At 63.3% G+C, this 16,076-nt stretch carries 14 protein-coding genes; 3 read left to right on the plus strand and 11 right to left on the minus strand.

Annotated features, from left to right (window positions below; translation table 11 throughout):
- Nucleotides 1-49: 49 nt before the first annotated feature.
- The 10 genes from gyrB to mutM form a co-directional block, all read right to left on the minus strand.
- The gene (gene gyrB / locus AC04PH_RS00375; RefSeq protein WP_483063761.1) at nt 50-2,467 is read right to left on the minus strand and encodes a DNA topoisomerase (ATP-hydrolyzing) subunit B; all 2,418 of its coding nucleotides are present in this window, start codon (nt 2,465-2,467) and stop codon (nt 50-52) included.
- Between the two features lie 79 nt (nt 2,468-2,546).
- Nucleotides 2,547-3,167 carry a LysE family translocator gene (locus tag AC04PH_RS00380; protein WP_483063762.1) on the minus strand — a complete coding sequence of 207 codons (621 nt, stop codon included), beginning with the start codon at nt 3,165-3,167 and terminating at the stop codon, nt 2,547-2,549.
- Nucleotides 3,167-3,694, minus strand: coding sequence for a GNAT family N-acetyltransferase (locus tag AC04PH_RS00385; protein ID WP_483063763.1), 528 nt, complete (start codon nt 3,692-3,694; stop codon nt 3,167-3,169). The genes AC04PH_RS00380 and AC04PH_RS00385 overlap by 1 nt, the downstream gene beginning before the upstream one ends.
- Nucleotides 3,684-4,136, minus strand: coding sequence for a VOC family protein (locus AC04PH_RS00390; protein WP_483063764.1), 453 nt, complete (start codon nt 4,134-4,136; stop codon nt 3,684-3,686). The genes AC04PH_RS00385 and AC04PH_RS00390 overlap by 11 nt, the downstream gene beginning before the upstream one ends.
- Nucleotides 4,133-5,245: a DNA replication/repair protein RecF gene (gene recF, locus AC04PH_RS00395; protein ID WP_483063765.1), complete on the minus strand. Its 1,113-nt coding sequence runs from the start codon at nt 5,243-5,245 to the stop codon at nt 4,133-4,135. The genes AC04PH_RS00390 and recF overlap by 4 nt, the downstream gene beginning before the upstream one ends.
- A gap of 104 nt (nt 5,246-5,349) precedes the next feature.
- Nucleotides 5,350-6,468, minus strand: a complete 1,119-nt coding sequence (gene dnaN, locus AC04PH_RS00400) for a DNA polymerase III subunit beta (protein WP_483063766.1) — start codon at nt 6,466-6,468, stop codon at nt 5,350-5,352.
- A 104-nt stretch (nt 6,469-6,572) separates the two neighbouring features.
- Complete coding sequence (gene dnaA, locus AC04PH_RS00405; RefSeq protein ID WP_483063767.1) at nt 6,573-7,925, minus strand: chromosomal replication initiator protein DnaA; 1,353 nt, start codon at nt 7,923-7,925, stop codon at nt 6,573-6,575.
- A 586-nt stretch (nt 7,926-8,511) separates the two neighbouring features.
- Nucleotides 8,512-8,775, minus strand: coding sequence for a 30S ribosomal protein S20 (gene rpsT, locus AC04PH_RS00410; protein ID WP_483063768.1), 264 nt, complete (start codon nt 8,773-8,775; stop codon nt 8,512-8,514).
- A gap of 164 nt (nt 8,776-8,939) precedes the next feature.
- On the minus strand, nt 8,940-9,716 hold the full coding sequence (locus tag AC04PH_RS00415; protein ID WP_483063769.1) for an enoyl-CoA hydratase: 777 nt from the start codon (nt 9,714-9,716) through the stop codon (nt 8,940-8,942).
- Between the two features lie 61 nt (nt 9,717-9,777).
- A complete protein-coding gene (gene mutM / locus AC04PH_RS00420; RefSeq protein ID WP_483063770.1) occupies nt 9,778-10,629 on the minus strand; it encodes a bifunctional DNA-formamidopyrimidine glycosylase/DNA-(apurinic or apyrimidinic site) lyase in 852 nt (283 codons plus the stop codon).
- Between the two features lie 128 nt (nt 10,630-10,757).
- On the opposite strand from mutM, the gene ubiE reads away from it, so the two are divergent.
- Both ubiE and ubiB read left to right on the plus strand, forming a co-directional pair.
- Nucleotides 10,758-11,510: a bifunctional demethylmenaquinone methyltransferase/2-methoxy-6-polyprenyl-1,4-benzoquinol methylase UbiE gene (gene ubiE / locus AC04PH_RS00425; protein WP_483063771.1), complete on the plus strand. Its 753-nt coding sequence runs from the start codon at nt 10,758-10,760 to the stop codon at nt 11,508-11,510.
- Nucleotides 11,511-11,513: 3 nt separating this feature from the next.
- Entirely contained in the window at nt 11,514-13,043 is a 1,530-nt protein-coding gene (ubiB, locus tag AC04PH_RS00430; RefSeq protein WP_483063772.1) for a 2-polyprenylphenol 6-hydroxylase, read from the plus strand.
- Nucleotides 13,044-13,051: 8 nt separating this feature from the next.
- Here ubiB and AC04PH_RS00435 read toward each other — a convergent pair whose 3' ends face one another.
- Nucleotides 13,052-14,623 carry a zinc-binding metallopeptidase family protein gene (locus AC04PH_RS00435; RefSeq protein ID WP_483063773.1) on the minus strand — a complete coding sequence of 524 codons (1,572 nt, stop codon included), beginning with the start codon at nt 14,621-14,623 and terminating at the stop codon, nt 13,052-13,054.
- 356 nt (nt 14,624-14,979) lie between these two features.
- On the opposite strand from AC04PH_RS00435, the gene AC04PH_RS00440 reads away from it, so the two are divergent.
- Nucleotides 14,980-15,984, plus strand: coding sequence for a taurine ABC transporter substrate-binding protein (locus tag AC04PH_RS00440; protein ID WP_483063774.1), 1,005 nt, complete (start codon nt 14,980-14,982; stop codon nt 15,982-15,984).
- Nucleotides 15,985-16,076: the final 92 nt, after the last annotated feature.

Here is a 16,076-nt window from a genome sequence, read left to right on the forward strand (position 1 = left end):
TCCCGGGGGGAGGGTCGGGCGCGGCCCAGCGATGCCGGGCCAAACGCATCTAGAAATCGAGGTTTTCGACGCTCAACGCATTTGTCTGGATGAACTCGCGGCGTGGTTCGACGACATCACCCATCAGCTTAGTGAAGAGATCGTCGGCCTCTGCCACGTCCTCCACCTTCACCTGCAACAGCGTGCGCGCGTCCGGGTCGAGCGTGGTTTCCCACAGCTGATCGGGGTTCATTTCGCCCAGCCCCTTGTAGCGTTGCAGCGAAAGCCCCTTCTCGCCCTCGGTCAGAATCGCGTCGAGAAGGTCGAGCGGGCCGTGGATCGTCTGGTGGCGGTCCTTGCGATGCAGGGTGGCGGGCAGGCCATAAACGTCCTGCAATGACCGGGTGAAGGACCCGGTGCGCCGCGCCTCGCCCGACCGCAGCATCGTGCCGTCGAGCGTACGGACCTCCTCTACCCCACGCAGGATACGGGCCAGTCGCATCCCTTTGTCCTGCGTGATGCGGCCTTGCCAGCCGCGCTCCCACTCCAACGCGATCAGGTCGAGCCGGGCGGCGACCTTGTCGGCGACGCCCTGCAGGTCGGCATCCACGGCACCCTGCACGAAGGCACCCGCGATGGCGGCCTGTTCGAGGATGTGGCGGGGATAGTGTGTCGGGAACGCCTCCAGCACGCGCTTGAGCTGGCGCGCCTCGTCCACGATGCGGCGCAGGTCGTTGCCGGTGATTTCCTCGCCGTTGCCCTGCCGCAGGATCGCGCCCTCGATGCCCTGTTCGATCAGGTAGCTTTCCATTTCGGCCTGGTCCTTGAGGTAGACCTCTGATTTGCCGCGCGACACTTTGTAAAGCGGCGGCTGCGCGATGTAGAGGTAGCCACCCTCGATCAATTCCGGCATCTGGCGGAAGAAGAAGGTCAGCAGCAGGGTGCGGATATGCGCGCCGTCCACGTCGGCGTCTGTCATGATGACGACCTTATGGTAGCGCAGTTTGCTGATGTCGAATTCGTCGCGTCCGATGCCGGTGCCCAGCGCCATGACGAGGTTGCCGATTTCCTGACTGCCCAGCATCCGGTCAAATCGGGCGCGTTCCACGTTCAGGATCTTGCCCTTGAGCGGCAGGATCGCCTGTGTCTGGCGGTCGCGGCCTGTCTGGGCAGAGCCACCAGCGGAGTCACCCTCGACAAGGAAGACTTCAGTTTTCGACGGGTCTTTTTCGGAACAGTCCTTCAACTTGCCTGCCAGAAAGTTCACGTCCATCGGGTTCTTGCGTCGGGTCAACTCGCGGGCCTTGCGCGCCGCTTCGCGGGCCAAGGCGGCCTCCACGATCTTGGAGACGATCATCTTCGCCTCGTTGGGGTTTTCCTCGAACCACTCGGCCAGTTTCTCGCCCACCAGCGATTCCACGGCCGGGCGCACCTCTGACGACACCAGCTTGTCCTTGGTCTGACTGGAGAATTTCGGGTCCGGCACCTTCACCGACAGCACACAGGTCAGCCCCTCGCGGGCATCGTCACCGGTGAAGCTGACCTTTTCCTTTTTCGCAATGCCGCTGGACTGCGCGTAGGCGTTGATCGTGCGGGTCAGCGCGCCACGGAAACCGGCCATATGCGTGCCGCCGTCGCGCTGCGGGATGTTGTTTGTGAAGGGCAGCACCATTTCGTTGTAGCTGTCGTTCCACCACATCGCGACCTCGACGCCGATATCGTCCTTTTCGCCGACGACATAGATCGGCTCGGGCATGACGGATGTTTTCGACCGGTCGAGGTATTTGACGAATTCCTTGACGCCGCCTTCGTAATACAACTCGGTGCGCAGCGGTTCGGCGGGGCGCTCATCTTCCAGAATGATACGCACGCCGGAATTCAGGAACGCAAGTTCGCGCAGGCGCTTTTCCAGCGTGTCGAAGGAATAGTCGAGATTTGAAAACGTGTCCGTCGACGCCAGAAAGCGCACCTCGGTGCCCTTGCGACCGTTGGCAGGTCCCACGACCTCCAGCGGTGTCACAGTCACCGAATCCTCGAACCGGCAGTAATGTTCCTTGTCGTTGCGCCAGATGCGCAGTTCCAGCCAGTCGGACAGGGCGTTCACCACCGAAATGCCGACGCCGTGCAGACCGCCCGACACCTTGTAGGAATTCTGGTCGAATTTACCGCCCGCGTGCAGCTGGGTCATGATGACCTCGGCCGCGGAGATACCTTCTTCCTTGTGCATGTCGACGGGAATGCCGCGCCCGTTGTCACCCACGGAAACCGAGTTGTCGGCGTGGATTTTCACGCTCACATGGTCAGCATGACCGGCCAGCGCCTCGTCGATCCCGTTGTCCACGGCCTCGTACACCATGTGGTGCAGACCGGAGCCGTCGTCGGTGTCGCCGATATACATGCCGGGGCGTTTGCGGACGGCATCCAACCCCTTCAAAACCTTGATGGAATCGGCACCGTAGGCGGCGTTTTCTGACTGCTCGTCGGACATGCGGGTTTTCCTGTTCTTCTACCCGCGAAATATAGGCTTTTTGTCGCCCGTTGTCACGGCGAAACCCCCATATTTTGTGTCAGGTGAAGGGGATGACCAGCCCTACCGCGATCAGCAGAAAACCGGCCGTCAGATTGGTCCGTCGCAAGGCGGAGGGTGACGTCAAGAGCGCCCGCGCGCGACCGATACTGGCGGCCAGAACGAGGTTGCCGATCAGCGGCACGATCAGCGACAGAAAACAGATCGCGGCGATGTCGATCCACGTCAGGATTGTCAGATCAAAGAACCCCGGCAGCATCCCCATGTAGAACAGTACCGCCTTGGGGTTGCCGAGGATCACCGCCAGCCCGGCGAGGAACCCGGCCCACATGCCCGGGCGTGTCAGGCGGCTGTCGGAGGCGATGGTCTTGTCGGCACTGCGGATCACCAGCCAGCCCATGAGGAGGAACGTGGCGCAGGCCACCCATTTCAGCAGCACCAGAAAGCCGCCATAGACGCTGACGATCCATGACACGCCGAGAATGGCAAGGAATGGCCAGAGCACATCGCCCACCACCACGCCCAGCGCCAGCGGCCAGGCGGCGTGAAACCCGCCCGACAGGGTACGCGCCACCAGCGCGACCCAGACCGGGCCGGGTGTGAGGAACAGCACGAAAAGCGCACCCGCGTAAAGAAGGAGATCGGCAGCGGTGATGGTCATCAGAAGGCGTGCCCCGCGAGATCGATAATCGCCGTGTCGTCCCATTCCGTGTCGCGCATGGGCAGCACCATCAGGTGATTGGTTTCGATTTCCCTGACATCACCGGTGCGCACGTCCTGCAGCGAAACATAGCGCGTGATGTTCGGTCGGCGGACGAAGCCGGACCCGGCGTAGAGCGGCTGGTGACCGAACAGTACGAAAAACGCGGCGGGCGAGGCCTGCGCCTCGGCGATGGCTTCTTTCATCAACCTGCTGGCGATGCCCTTGCCGCGGTGGTCGGGATGGGTCGCCACATCGCCGAGGCCAGCCACCTGCACGAGCCTGTCGCCCATGCGAATGGCCCGCAGACACAGCGCCATATGCCCGATGATCGCATCGGCTTTGCGCACGACGAGCCGGACATGATGGCGCTGCATGAAATAGGACCGGCCACCGAATTCCGCACCGAAGGCCGCCGTCAGCAATGTTGCGATCTGCGCCTCGTCCTGCTGCGACAGGCGCATTTCCTCGATGCGTTCAATCTGCATCCGGCGGCTCCGGCAGGATCTGGCGGCCGTCGGCGTCGAGCTCCCAGAACGGGTTGAACGCGACCTCCCACGGGTGACCGTCCGGGTCGGCGTAGTAGCCGGCGTAGCCGCCCCAAAACGTCTTTTCCGGGGCCTTCAGCGGTGTCGCGCCCACGGCCAGCGCCCTGGCATAGGCCGCGTCGACCTCGCCCTCGCTGCGATGGTTCTGGGCAAGCGTGATCGCGCCGGTGCCCAGCTGCGCATCGGGTCGCCCCTGATCCTTGGCCAGCGGCCCGATCCCGAACAGCCCCAACACGGACCCGTGCATCTGATAGAACACCACTTGCCCCGGCACCTCATCACGCGGCTCCCACCCCAGATCGCCGTAGAATTTTCGGGATGCGGCGATATTCGCCACGCCGAGGGTCACGACGCTGATACGCTGTACGGGAAGATCGCTCATGGGGCTGTCCTTTGTGTGACGGTGGACAGGCCACCGGTTTCGCCGACATCGACGTATTGCGCCCGGTCGCCCAGTTCGCCGAAGAGTTCCGGTCCGGTGCCGGTCATCCACGCCTGCGCGCCGAGTGCGCAGATTTCGTCATAAAGGGCGGCGCGGCGCGTGGCGTCAAGATGGGCCGCGACCTCGTCGAGCAGCAGGATCGGCGGCGCGCCGACATCACGGGCCAGCGCGCGGGCGTTGGCGAGGATCAGGCTGATGAGGAGCGCCTTCTGTTCACCGGTGGAACAGTCTTTTGCTGCCACGCCCTTGTCGGCATAGACGGCGTGCAGGTCGCTGCGATGCGGACCGATCAGCGTGCGCCCCGCTGCCATGTCACGCGTGCGATTGTCGGACAGCGCCGCCAGAAGGGCCTCCGCGTCGCCCGGGTCCTCTGCCGCGGGGTCGGATTGCACCAGCGACAGGTCTGCCGTGGGAAAGGCCGTCGCGGCATCGGCCTGCGCGGCGTTGAGTTCCGCCACTGCCGCGCTGCGGTTACGATGTATCGCGGCACCTGCATCGGCCATCTGGCGTTCGAGTGCGGCATACCAGTGCCCGTCACGCACCATATCCTTTAGCAGGCGATTGCGTTCGCGCATCGCCTTGTCGTAGGCTAGCACCGTTTCCGCATGGGATGGCGTGAAACTGAGCGTGGCGCGATCCAGAAACCGCCGACGCCCGTCCGCGCCCTCGATCCACAGCCTGTCCATCGACGGCACCAACCACAGGATCCGCGCGACACGGCCCAGTGCGACCTGCGCCGCCGCCTTGCCATCGATTCGAACTTGCCGCGATGCGCCGGGATCGGCCTGCGTGGCCAGTTCGTGAGATTGGTGCAGGTAGGTGAGACCGGCTGTGACCTTCCAGCCCAGCGCCTCGGGCCTGCGGACCAGATCGTCGGTCGCCGCCCGCCGCAAACCCCGGCCCGGCGAAAAGAGTGACACGGCCTCAAGCAAATTGGTCTTGCCAGCACCATTGGCCCCATAGATCGCGACGGGCCGCGCATCGACATCCAGAACCGCGCGCTTATGGCTGCGAAAGTGCGAGAGGGTGAGGGTGCTTAGGGCCAGCATGTGACTATCACTGCCGGGACAGCGCGCTCAGGGTGCGGCACTCGCCACCAAGACTTTTCAAAAAGTCTTGGCAAAAATCTTCGAAGATTTTTGCACCAGGCGCGTCACACACGCATCGGCATCACGACGTAGATCGCTGATGTGTCGTTGCCTTCGCGCATCAGGGTCGGATCGCCGGAGGAGTTGAACATGAACACCGCGTTCTCGCGATCCACCTGGCTGGCGATTTCGAGCAGATACTTCGCGTTGAACCCGATTTCAAGCCGTTCGTCGCCGTAGGCCACGGCCAGTTCTTCCTCGGCGGCACCGCTGTCGGGGGCGTTCACCGACAGGATCAGCCGGTCTTCGTCCAGTGCCAGCTTCACCGCGCGCGACCGTTCGGACGACACGGTCGCCACACGGTCGACGGCCTTGGCGAATTCGGCGGCGTCGACTTCCAGCTTGCGGGTGTTACCCTGCGGAATGACGCGGGTGTAGTCGGGGAAGGTGCCGTCGATCACCTTTGACGTGAGCGTGATATCAGGCGTGGCAAAGCGGATTTTCGTTTCCGACACCGACACCGCGATCTGCATGTCGTCGTCGTCCAGCAGCTTGCGCAATTCGCCCACGGTCTTGCGCGGCACAATCACGCCGGCCATGTCGGCGGCACCTTCGGGCAGGTCGGCATCGATCCGGGCCAGGCGGTGACCGTCGGTCGCTACGCAGCGCAACACCTTGCCGCCATCGCTGTCGGCAACGTGCATGTAGACGCCGTTGAGATAATAGCGCGTCTCTTCGGTCGATATGGCGAATTTCGACTTGTCGAACAGGCGGCGCAGGTCCGGCGCCTTGGCGCTGAAGTTCGCGGCATATTCCGAGGAGGCCATGACCGGGAAATCCTCTTTCGGCAATGTGGCGAGAGAGAAGTTCGAGCGGCCCGCCTCGATCGTCAGGCGACCGGAGGTCACGTCTTCTGACAGGGTGACCAGCGCACCGTCGGGCAGTTTGCGCACGATCTCGTTCAGCGTCACGGCGGAGACGGTCGTGGCCCCGGCGCGGTCCACCTTGGCCGCGGCCTTGTCCACAACCTCGATATCCAGATCGGTCGCACGGAACTGCACCTCGTCGCCCTGCGCCTCGATCAGCACGTTGGCAAGGATGGGGATGGTGTTGCGGCGTTCGACAACGGATTGCGCCTGCGCCACGGCCTTCAGCAGGCTTGCACGTTCGATACTGAATTTCATGGATCACGCTCCGCAGTCAGTTGGGACGTGAAAGCTACCTGTTTTCACGTCCCGCACAAGTTATTTATCAGCCTGTCTAGCGCAAGGTCAGAACCGCGCCAACGCTATTCGCGCAGGGCGCGGCGCAGCAGGTCCAGATCGTCGGCGATCTGGCTGTCGGTGGCTTTGAGTTCCTCGATCTTGCGCACGCCGTGCATGACTGTGGTGTGGTCGCGCCCGCCGAACCGGCGTCCGATTTCGGGCAGCGACCGGCTGGTCATGTGCTTGGCCAGATACATCGCCATCTGGCGCGGGCGTGCCAGCACGCGCACCCGCTTCGGGCCGATCATGTCGGACAGACGGATATTGTAATGCTCGGACACCTTGCGCTGGATTTCTTCGACCGTGACCTTGCGATCCGACGCCTTGAGCACGTCCGACAGGCAGTCCTGCGTCAGTTCCAGCGTGATCGGACGACCCACTAGCGATGCGAAGGCAAAGAGCCGCGTCAGCGCACCCTCCAGCACCCGGACATTCGTGGTGATCCGGTGGGCGAGGAATTCCAGCACGCCGGGTGCCATCTCCAGATCCGGGTAATGCGCGCGCTGCAGGTCCATCTTGGTCTGCAGGATACCGAGGCGAAGTTCGTAATCCGTCGGGTGCAGGTCGACGACGAGACCGCATTGCAGGCGCGACTTGATCCGTTCCTCCAGATCCTTGATCTCTCCGGGTGCGCGGTCGGCGGAAATGACGATCTGCTTGCCGGCGTCCACAAGCGCGTTGAACGTGTGGAAGAACTCTTCCTGCGTACTTTCCTTGCCGCCGATGAACTGCACGTCGTCGACCATCAGCACGTCGACCGAGCGGAACAGCGACTTGAAATCCATCATCTTGCGGTCGCGCAGCGCGGTGATGAAGCGGTACATGAACTGCTCCGCCGACAGATAGAGCACGTTCAACTCTGGCGAACGGGCCTGCAACTCATGCGCGATGGCGTGCATCAGGTGGGTCTTGCCCAGCCCGACACCGCCATACAGGAACAGCGGATTGAAGGTCACCGGTCCGCCTTCGGCAACCCGACGCGCGGCGGCATGGGCCAGCTCGTTCGGTTTGCCCACGACGAAGCTGTCGAAGGTAAAGCGGGCGTCGATAGGCGAACCGTGCAGCACGTCACCAGCGGCCGCGGTCACACCCTGGGGCTTGGCCGGGGCTTTTTTTGCCGGCTTCGCGGCGAGCGCGGTTGGTACCACGAACCGCAGACGCTGCACGCTCTTGTCCTGGCGGATAAGGTGATGCTTGATCAGATCGCCGAAATTCTGGTCGACATAATTGCCGATAAACGTGGTGGGTACGTGAAATGTTGCAACACCGCCATCCAGACCCCTGAACGTCAGGGGCGTGATCCAGCTTGAAAAACTGTTCTTGCCCACAGCACCCCTGAGGTCCTCGAGGACCCGTTGCCACGTTGCGTCTGTCATAATCTGCCTGTCCCATCCACGTTGCTGCTCCGGAGGGCCCCAAACCCCTCCGCTCGACCACGACGCGCCCAATCCCGACCGACAAACAGGGAATGCCCGCCCGAAAGGCGCCGCAGACCTGTATCCATGTCTCAAGGCCGGTTGTGGCGCGGGCGGCTGGCCTGTGCAACGGAACCGACATTTCAAAGGGACTGACGCAGCCGCAGCCGACCGCACAGTCGGCGATGCGCAGACATAAAAGCGGGCGACCACTGGCATCAAGACTGCCCGATCTGACCACACTCTTCATGCGGAAACAGCGCCGATCGACTATCATCTGCACACCGGCAGATGAGACGTATCCTTGCCGATCCCCGTCATGTCCCCCCGGAACGAAGTGAATCGCAGGATCAACGTAGCAAGGGGTCTGCGGCCATTTCAACTCAACAAGTCGCTTGACTCGGGCCATGCCGGAAAAGAATCTGAAACGGCTTTGAATCCGTTCAAGAATAAATCCGGTCAGGTCCCGCAAAAGCAAAAGCGCGCCGGGCTGCGGCGCGCTTTGTCGGGGCTTTGATGCAGATGCACCACGCAAAGTGACCCAAGGTTATCCGATCGCTTTGACGCGGGCGGCAAGGCGCGACATTTTCCGCGCGGCGGTGTTCTTGTGATACACACCCTTGGTGACGCCGCGCATCAGTTCGGGCTGCGCCGATTTCAGCGCCGCAGCCGCGGCATCCTTGTCGCCGGAGGCGATCGCCTCTTCGACCTTGCGCAGGTGGGTGCGGATACGCGAGCGGCGCATCTTGTTGATGGCAAAGCGGGCTTCGTTCTGGCGCGCGCGCTTCTTGGATTGTGGTGTATTCGCCATGACGTGTCTTTCCGTTTTCGGGACCCGGCTGTCGGGTCAAATCAAATGCAATAGCGCGAAAGCCCCGACCGGGTTCCTGACCGGCTGATTCTGGCCAAAGCGGGCCTCACACGCATGTATCGGGCGGCGTATAGTGCGCCGCATCCCGGAAGGGAAGCCAAAAATCACTTGTCGCGGAACTGCGCCTCGCGCTTTTCGGTGAAGGCGGTCATGCCTTCCTTCTGGTCCTCGGTCGCGAACAAGGCCTGGAACATTCGCCGCTCATAGTCGATGCCGGCGGTCATGCCCGTCTCGTAGCTCTGGTTGATCACGTCCTTCACGGCCATCGTGGCGATCAGCGATTTCTCGGCGATCTTCGCGGCGGCGGCGCGCGCCTCGTCCAGCAGCTTCTTGGCGGGCACCACGCGGGACACGAGACCGGACCGCTCCGCCTCTTCGGCGTCCATGAACCGGCCCGTCAGATGCATGTCCATGGATTTCGACTTGCCGACGAACCGGGTCAAACGCTGCGATCCGCCCATACCCGCAATGACGCCCAGGTTGATTTCGGGCTGGCCGAACTTGGCGGTATCGGCAGCGATGATGAAGTCGCACATCATCGCAAGTTCGCATCCGCCGCCCAGCGCATAGCCCGCAACGGCGGCGATGATCGGTTTGCGGGTCCCGTTGATCCGGTCCATCTCGGCCCCGAAAAACCGGCTTGTGAACATATCCACAAACGACTGTTCGGCCATTTCGGTTATGTCCGCCCCGGCGGCAAAGGCCTTTTCCGACCCGGTCAGCACGATGCAGCGCACGCTGTCGCTGGCATCCGCGTCTTCCAGCGCGGCGCTCAATTCGCTCAGCAGCTTCTGGTTCAGCGCGTTCAGCGCATCCGGGCGATTGAGCGTGATGGTCGCTACGTCGTCGGAGATGTCGACCGTGATGGTTTCATAGGCCATGAAGGGGTCCCTTTTCCGGTTTCAGGCACCAGTGATGGCCAATCGCGGGAAGGCAATCAAGCTATCTTTGGCATTGCGGACAGAAGAAGCTCGATCGACCGGATTGCACGATTCGGGCGATCGTCCGGTCGCAGCCAGGTGTCGTACAGGGCTGGCCCGCACGGTCATAGACCTGCAAGCCGTGCTGGAAATAGCCCAGCGCGCCGTCGGCCTGCCGGTGGTCGCGCAGCGACGATCCGCCCGCCGCGATCGCCTCTGTCAGCACCTGACGGACCAGCGGCACCAGCGGCGCGATCCGCTTTGCCGCGATCCGGCCCGCCTTGCGGGCTGGGTGGATACCCGCGCGGAACAGCACTTCGCAAACATAGATGTTGCCCAGCCCGGCCACGATCCGCTGATCCAGCAGGGCAGACTTGATCGGCGTGTTGCGCCCTCTCAACCGCGCGACCAGGTAGTCCTCGTCGAATGTGTTGCCCAGCGGTTCCGGCCCCAGATCACGGATCAGCCAGTGATCGGCCTCCGCCGCCGTCTGCATCAGGTCCATCGCGCCGAAGCGCCGCGCGTCGTTGAAGGTGATCCGCGCGCCGTTGTCCATGTCGAACACCACGTGGTCATGCTTTTGCGCCGCCGGGTGATCGTGAAAGAAGGCGCCAACGGCATGGCCCGACACCTGCATCCGCCCGGACATGCCCAAATGGATCAGCAGCGTTTCGCCGCTGTCCAGATCGGCCAAAATGTATTTCGACCGCCGCCGCAGCCGCAGCACCCGCTGCCCGTCCAGCCGCGCGGCCATGCGTTCGGGGAAGGGCCAGCGCAGATCGGGCCGGTTCACGGCGGCACGGGTGATCACCGCGCCCTCCATCACGGGGGCGATACCGCGGCGCACGGTCTCGACTTCAGGTAATTCGGGCATGGTGCGGCCCCCCTTGCTGCTGCCTGACTGCATAGGTAGGCGGATGATCCCGCGACACAATGCCATTTGTGTCTTGCCCGTGCCGGGTATAGGTCCGAAGCGATGTAATATTCAGGGGCCGCACACCCATGACAGACAAGCCGGGCAGCACGACCCACTTTGGTTTCGAAACCGTCCCCGAGGACGAAAAGGCAGGCCGCGTGCAAGGCGTCTTTTCATCCGTCGCCAGCAAATACGACGTGATGAACGACGTGATGTCCGTCGGCATCCACCGGATATGGAAAGACGCGATGATGGATTGGTTGGCACCCCGCGCCGGGCAGAAGCTGCTCGATGTGGCGGGCGGCACCGGTGACATCTCGTTCCGGTTCCTCAAGCGGGCCGGGTCGGGCCACGCCACCGTGCTTGACCTCACCGAACCGATGCTGATCGAGGGCCGCAAGCGGGCCGAAGCGGCCAGCATGGCCGACAGCCTCGACTGGGTCGTGGGCGATGCGATGGCACTGCCGTTCGAGGATAACACCTTCGACGTCTATACCATCAGCTTCGGTATTCGGAACGTGACGCGCCCCGCCGATGCCCTGGCAGAGGCCTACCGCGTGCTGCGCCCCGGTGGCCGCCTGATGGTGCTGGAGTTCAGCCAGCTGCCGAACCCGATGATGCAGGCCGCCTATGACGCCTATTCCTTCAACGTGATTCCGAAGATGGGCAAGCTGATCGCGAACGATAGTGAAAGCTATCAGTACCTGGTAGAGTCCATCCGCCGCTTCCCCGAGCAGGACACGTTCCTGCAAATGATCCGCGACGCGGGCTTCGGCAACGCGAAATACCGCAACCTGACGATGGGTGTCGCGGCCCTGCATTCGGGCTGGAAGCTGTAGCCGATGCGCGGCCCGCACAATATCATCCGGCTGATCCGCACCGGTGCCACCTTCGAACGCACGGGTGCGATGAAGGTCGTGATGGATGCGCTGGATGCCGGGCCCCTGCTGCGCGGCGTGTTCCGCACGATCGTCTGGCCGTTTCAATGGCTGGGCTACAAGGGCGACACGTCGATGCCGCCCGCGCCCCGCGCACTGACGGCGCTTGGCCCCGCCTACATCAAGTTCGGGCAGATCCTGTCGACCCGCCCGGACGTGGTGGGTAATGAGTTGGCAGTGCAACTGCGCGTGCTGCAGGACAAGCTGCCGCCGTTTTCCATGAAAGAGGCCCGCGCGTCGATCCGGCACGAGTTGGGCGTCGACGTGGCGGATGTGTTCTCGTCGTTCTCCGAGCCGGTCGCCGCCGCCTCTCTTGCGCAGGTGCACAAGGCGCATCTGATCGACGACGGCAGTGCTGTCGCGGTCAAGGTCCTGCGCCCCGGCATCGAACGCGCCTTCCGCAAGGATATCGACGCCTTCTATTTCGCCGCCAAGGCCATCGAGGTGCTGTCGCCGTCGTCGCGCCGCCTGCGCCCGATGGATGTCATCACCCATTTCGAGGGCGTGGTCATGGGAGAGCTTGACCTGCGGCTGGAATCTTCCGCAGCGTCCGAATTCGCCGACAACACCGCGAAGGACGAAGGGTTCCAGGTGCCACGCGTGCGCTGGCATCTGTCGGGCCGCCGGGTGATGACGCTCGACTGGGCCGAAGGCGTGAACGCAGGCGACAATGCGGGGCTGGATGCGGCGGGCCACGACCGTCGCGCGCTGGCGACGCGGGTACTGCAACTCTTCCTCAACCATGCGCTGCGCGATGGCTATTTCCACGGTGACATGCACCAGGGTAACCTGAAGGTGGCCGCCAACGGCGACATCATCGCCTATGATTTCGGCATCATGGGCCGGATCGACAGCTATACACGCCGGGTCTATGCCGAGATCCTGTTCGGCTTCATCCGCCGCGATTACCAGCGTGTGGCCGAGGTGCATTTCGAGGCAGGCTATGTCCCCGCCGACCGCGATGTCGATGAATTCGCCCGCGCCCTGCGCGCCGTGGGAGAGCCGATTTTCGGCATGGACGCCACCCGGATTTCGATGGCCCGCCTGCTGACCTACCTGTTCGAGGTGACGGAGCGGTTCGGCATGGAAACCCGCACCGAACTGATCCTGCTGCAACGCACCATGGTCGTGGTCGAGGGTGTCGCGCGGTCGATGAACCCGCATATGAACATCTGGGAAGACGCGCGCCCGGTGGTGGAAAAATACATCTCCGACAGTATCGGGCCCAAGGCACTGGCACGCGATCTGATGAAGACCGCGCTTGTGCTGTCCCGCTTTGGCCCGCGCCTGCCGGACATGGCGCAGGCCGCGCTGATCCGCCAGACCAACCCTGCGCCGCCGCCGAAGCCGGACCGGCTGGGCGCGCGGCTGGCATGGATGGCGGCCGGTGGCGTTCTGGCGGCGGCGGTGATCTGGGTCGTGCAGGCAGTTTAGGCGACGGTTCAGGCGCCAGGCATCCCCGATGGAATCCACCAGTCGCGTCCGCGCGGCGTGGTCACATACTCCGGCCAGCGGAAATGGATCGGCGGGTCGTAGTCGCAGAGCGGCGGGATCGGGTTGTCCGCCGTCCGTTCCCTAAACTCATCCATCGCGGCACCTCGCGCGTCCTTGTCTTCCAGCAACCGCAACGCCGACACCGCCAGCACCTTCGCCGCCGTCTGCACCATCGGGTCGATCGTCGCGGGTATGCCGCCAAGCGCGTTCATCACCCAGGGTGGATAGGTCACGCCTTTTGGCGCACGCAATGCGGGCCGCGCGACATAGAACCGTGCCGTGGGCGCGTGCCATGTCATATCGGTATAGTCGTCCGAGGTCGAATTGGTCTGCGATGGCGGCAGGTCATGGCGCAGGATCGCCTCTGCCTCCTGCGGGTCCATGAGGCGCGTCATCTCGGGGATGAGGGGATCGTCCATCGGTTCCACACCCGCATTTTTCTGCACCTCGCGCGCGACGGCTTTGGCAGCCTCGTCCCACTTCGGCGCGCCAACCGCCTGCATCGCCTCCCAGACGGTGCCTGCAATCGCGTGGTTCGCCAGACCGGGGCGCGATTTGCAGACCCAGTGCCGTTCCCACCGGCAGCCGGTCATATCCGCCGCCGCCTGCGCGTTGCGATCCAGCACGGCTGTCACCTGTTCGGCCATGGCGATGTCGGGCGTGCGCATCATGTACTGGATTTCGGCCAGACCTGCGGGCAGGTTGTCGGCAGTTGCCTGCGCATGGGTCAGCACCGCCTCGGAGATCGACCAGCCGCCTTGATGCGGCAACATGCTGTCGCGCAGCGCCTTGGACGTCATGAACATCATGTTCAGTGCTTCCCCCGCTCCCGGCGCGCGCACGGAGGAATGGCTTTGCGGGATCGGGGTGTCGGTCGCGCCCCAGTCCTGCGGCGCGTCGCAAATAAAACGGTAGATCATGGAATAGGCCGCACCGCAGTGCGTGTCCCACCGCACTGTATTGCACATCGGCAGCATGTAGAACGGATGAAACGAAAGGATCGCGGCCAGCCCGTCATAGTAGCCCGCCGCCGCATGGATCGGCTTCGATCCGCGCACCTTTTCCGCAGGTTCCCCGGTGAACCGAAGCCCGCCCCTGATCCCGTGCTGTTCCATCGCGGCCTTGGTGGCCAGCAGCCCGCCCAGCCCGGCGATCCCCAGTCCGGAATGCGGGTCAGTGTGGCCGCCCGCCTGATACCCCAGGCCTCCGCGTGGCGCACGGTGTGTCACAGCCGCCTGACAGTTTCCCGGCACCGCGTCGTATTCCGCATACATGCCGATGACCGGGCCGTCGCCGTTCGACCACTCGGCGCAGAATGCCGTCGGCATACCGGCGCTGCCTTCCTCGACAGTGAACCCTTCGGCCCGCAGATGGTCCACATACCAGGCCGCAGAGCGGTACTCTCGCCAAGCCGTTTCACCGTAGTCGAAGATCGTGGCGCACCCTTGCGACAGGTCTGTCGCGTGGCCGTCCACCCAAGCCAATCCGCTGTCCTGTGCGGCACTTAACGAGACTGCCATTATCGTTTCTCCCCACGCGATGTGCTGCCGCGCCCTGCCCGGCAATCCCGCGCATACCGTGTTTCCCGCCAGAAAAATAAGCAATATCGGAACAGAATTTTATGGCCTTCCTGGCAAAATAAGGCCAATCTTTCCGCATGATTAGGCCAGAAGCGGATTCGTTTGACTCCGCAAGGCTGACCCATAATGTTCCGGTGCGAGCGTTCCGACGCGACGTCAGAACACCAAAATGCCGCAACGAACGGCATCGTATCGGTGCCGGATGGTGCCTGTGCAACCGCACAAGCGCCTGAAACGCATCGGCAATAATGCTGGCAAACGCCAGATGACATACGACCAACTAGGGAGACGACCAAATGAAATCCAACCTGATGAAGGCCCTGATGGCGACGGCCGCGCTGACATTCACAGCGCAGACCGCAAATGCCGATGGCCATTCCGAAATTACCGTTGCCTACTTCCTCGAATGGCCGATGCCATTCCAGTTCGCCAAGGTGAACGGCATGTATGAAGAGGCGCTGGGCGCCGACATTAACTGGGTCAGCTTCGACACCGGGACCGCGATGTCCGCCGCCATGGCATCGGGCGACGTGCAGATTTCCGTCAGCCAGGGTATCCCGCCATTCGTGGTCGCGGCCTCTGCCGGTCAGGACATCCAGGTCGTCGACGTGGCCGTGTCCTACGCTGAAAACGACAACTGCGTCGTGTCCTCCGGCCTCGAAATCGACGCGCAGTCGGCAGCAGAGCTGGCCGGCAAGAAAGTCGCCGTGCCGCTGGGCACAGCTGCACACTACGGCTTCCTGCGTCAGATGGATCACTTTGGTGTCGATCTGGCCTCTCTCGAGGTCGTCGACATGGCACCCGCCGACGGCGCTGCCGCCATCGCGCAAGGCCAGGTCGACATGGCCTGCGGCTGGGGTGGCGCACTGCGCCGCATGAAAGAGCACGGCAACGTCCTGCTGACCGGTGCCGAGAAGGAAGCCCTTGGCATTCTGGTGTTCGACGCGACGACGGCACCTGCATCCTTCGTGGCCGAAAACCCCGACATGGTCGCCAAGTTCCTGCAGGTGACGGCGGAAGCCAACGAAATGTGGAACGAAGGCTCCATGCGTGACGAGATGCTGGAAGTCATCGCACAGGATGCCGGTATGGACGTTCAGGCAACGGCTGAAACGATGGACACGTTCGTGTTCCCATCGGTCGCCGATCAGCTTTCGGGTGCATGGCTGGGCGGCAACGCGCAGACCTTCATGAAAGGCGTGGCAGACGTCTTCGTGGAAAGCGGTTCCATCGAATCCGCTCTCGACAGCTATGAAGGCAACGTGAACGCCGGTCCGCTGACCGCCGTTTCCGAAATGTAAGACCCGATTGGGTTCAGGTGTGGCGCGTGGGGCAACCCCCGCGCCACATTTTTTGGCCCTTGCGCAAGGAATGACCGGGGCGGCCGATGCCC

Source organism: Yoonia sp. KMU-150, from assembly GCF_056858355.1.

Coding starts and splice junctions, on each gene's coding strand:
- gyrB (WP_483063761.1), bottom strand. CDS start 2,467: ATGTCCGACGAGCAGTCAGAAAACGCCGCCTACGGTGCCGATTCCATC.
- AC04PH_RS00380 (WP_483063762.1), bottom strand. CDS start 3,167: ATGACCATCACCGCTGCCGATCTCCTTCTTTACGCGGGTGCGCTTTTC.
- AC04PH_RS00385 (WP_483063763.1), bottom strand. CDS start 3,694: ATGCAGATTGAACGCATCGAGGAAATGCGCCTGTCGCAGCAGGACGAG.
- AC04PH_RS00390 (WP_483063764.1), bottom strand. CDS start 4,136: ATGAGCGATCTTCCCGTACAGCGTATCAGCGTCGTGACCCTCGGCGTG.
- recF (WP_483063765.1), bottom strand. CDS start 5,245: ATGCTGGCCCTAAGCACCCTCACCCTCTCGCACTTTCGCAGCCATAAG.
- dnaN (WP_483063766.1), bottom strand. CDS start 6,468: ATGAAATTCAGTATCGAACGTGCAAGCCTGCTGAAGGCCGTGGCGCAG.
- dnaA (WP_483063767.1), bottom strand. CDS start 7,925: ATGACAGACGCAACGTGGCAACGGGTCCTCGAGGACCTCAGGGGTGCT.
- rpsT (WP_483063768.1), bottom strand. CDS start 8,775: ATGGCGAATACACCACAATCCAAGAAGCGCGCGCGCCAGAACGAAGCC.
- AC04PH_RS00415 (WP_483063769.1), bottom strand. CDS start 9,716: ATGGCCTATGAAACCATCACGGTCGACATCTCCGACGACGTAGCGACC.
- mutM (WP_483063770.1), bottom strand. CDS start 10,629: ATGCCCGAATTACCTGAAGTCGAGACCGTGCGCCGCGGTATCGCCCCC.
- ubiE (WP_483063771.1), top strand. CDS start 10,758: ATGACAGACAAGCCGGGCAGCACGACCCACTTTGGTTTCGAAACCGTC.
- ubiB (WP_483063772.1), top strand. CDS start 11,514: ATGCGCGGCCCGCACAATATCATCCGGCTGATCCGCACCGGTGCCACC.
- AC04PH_RS00435 (WP_483063773.1), bottom strand. CDS start 14,623: ATGGCAGTCTCGTTAAGTGCCGCACAGGACAGCGGATTGGCTTGGGTG.
- AC04PH_RS00440 (WP_483063774.1), top strand. CDS start 14,980: ATGAAATCCAACCTGATGAAGGCCCTGATGGCGACGGCCGCGCTGACA.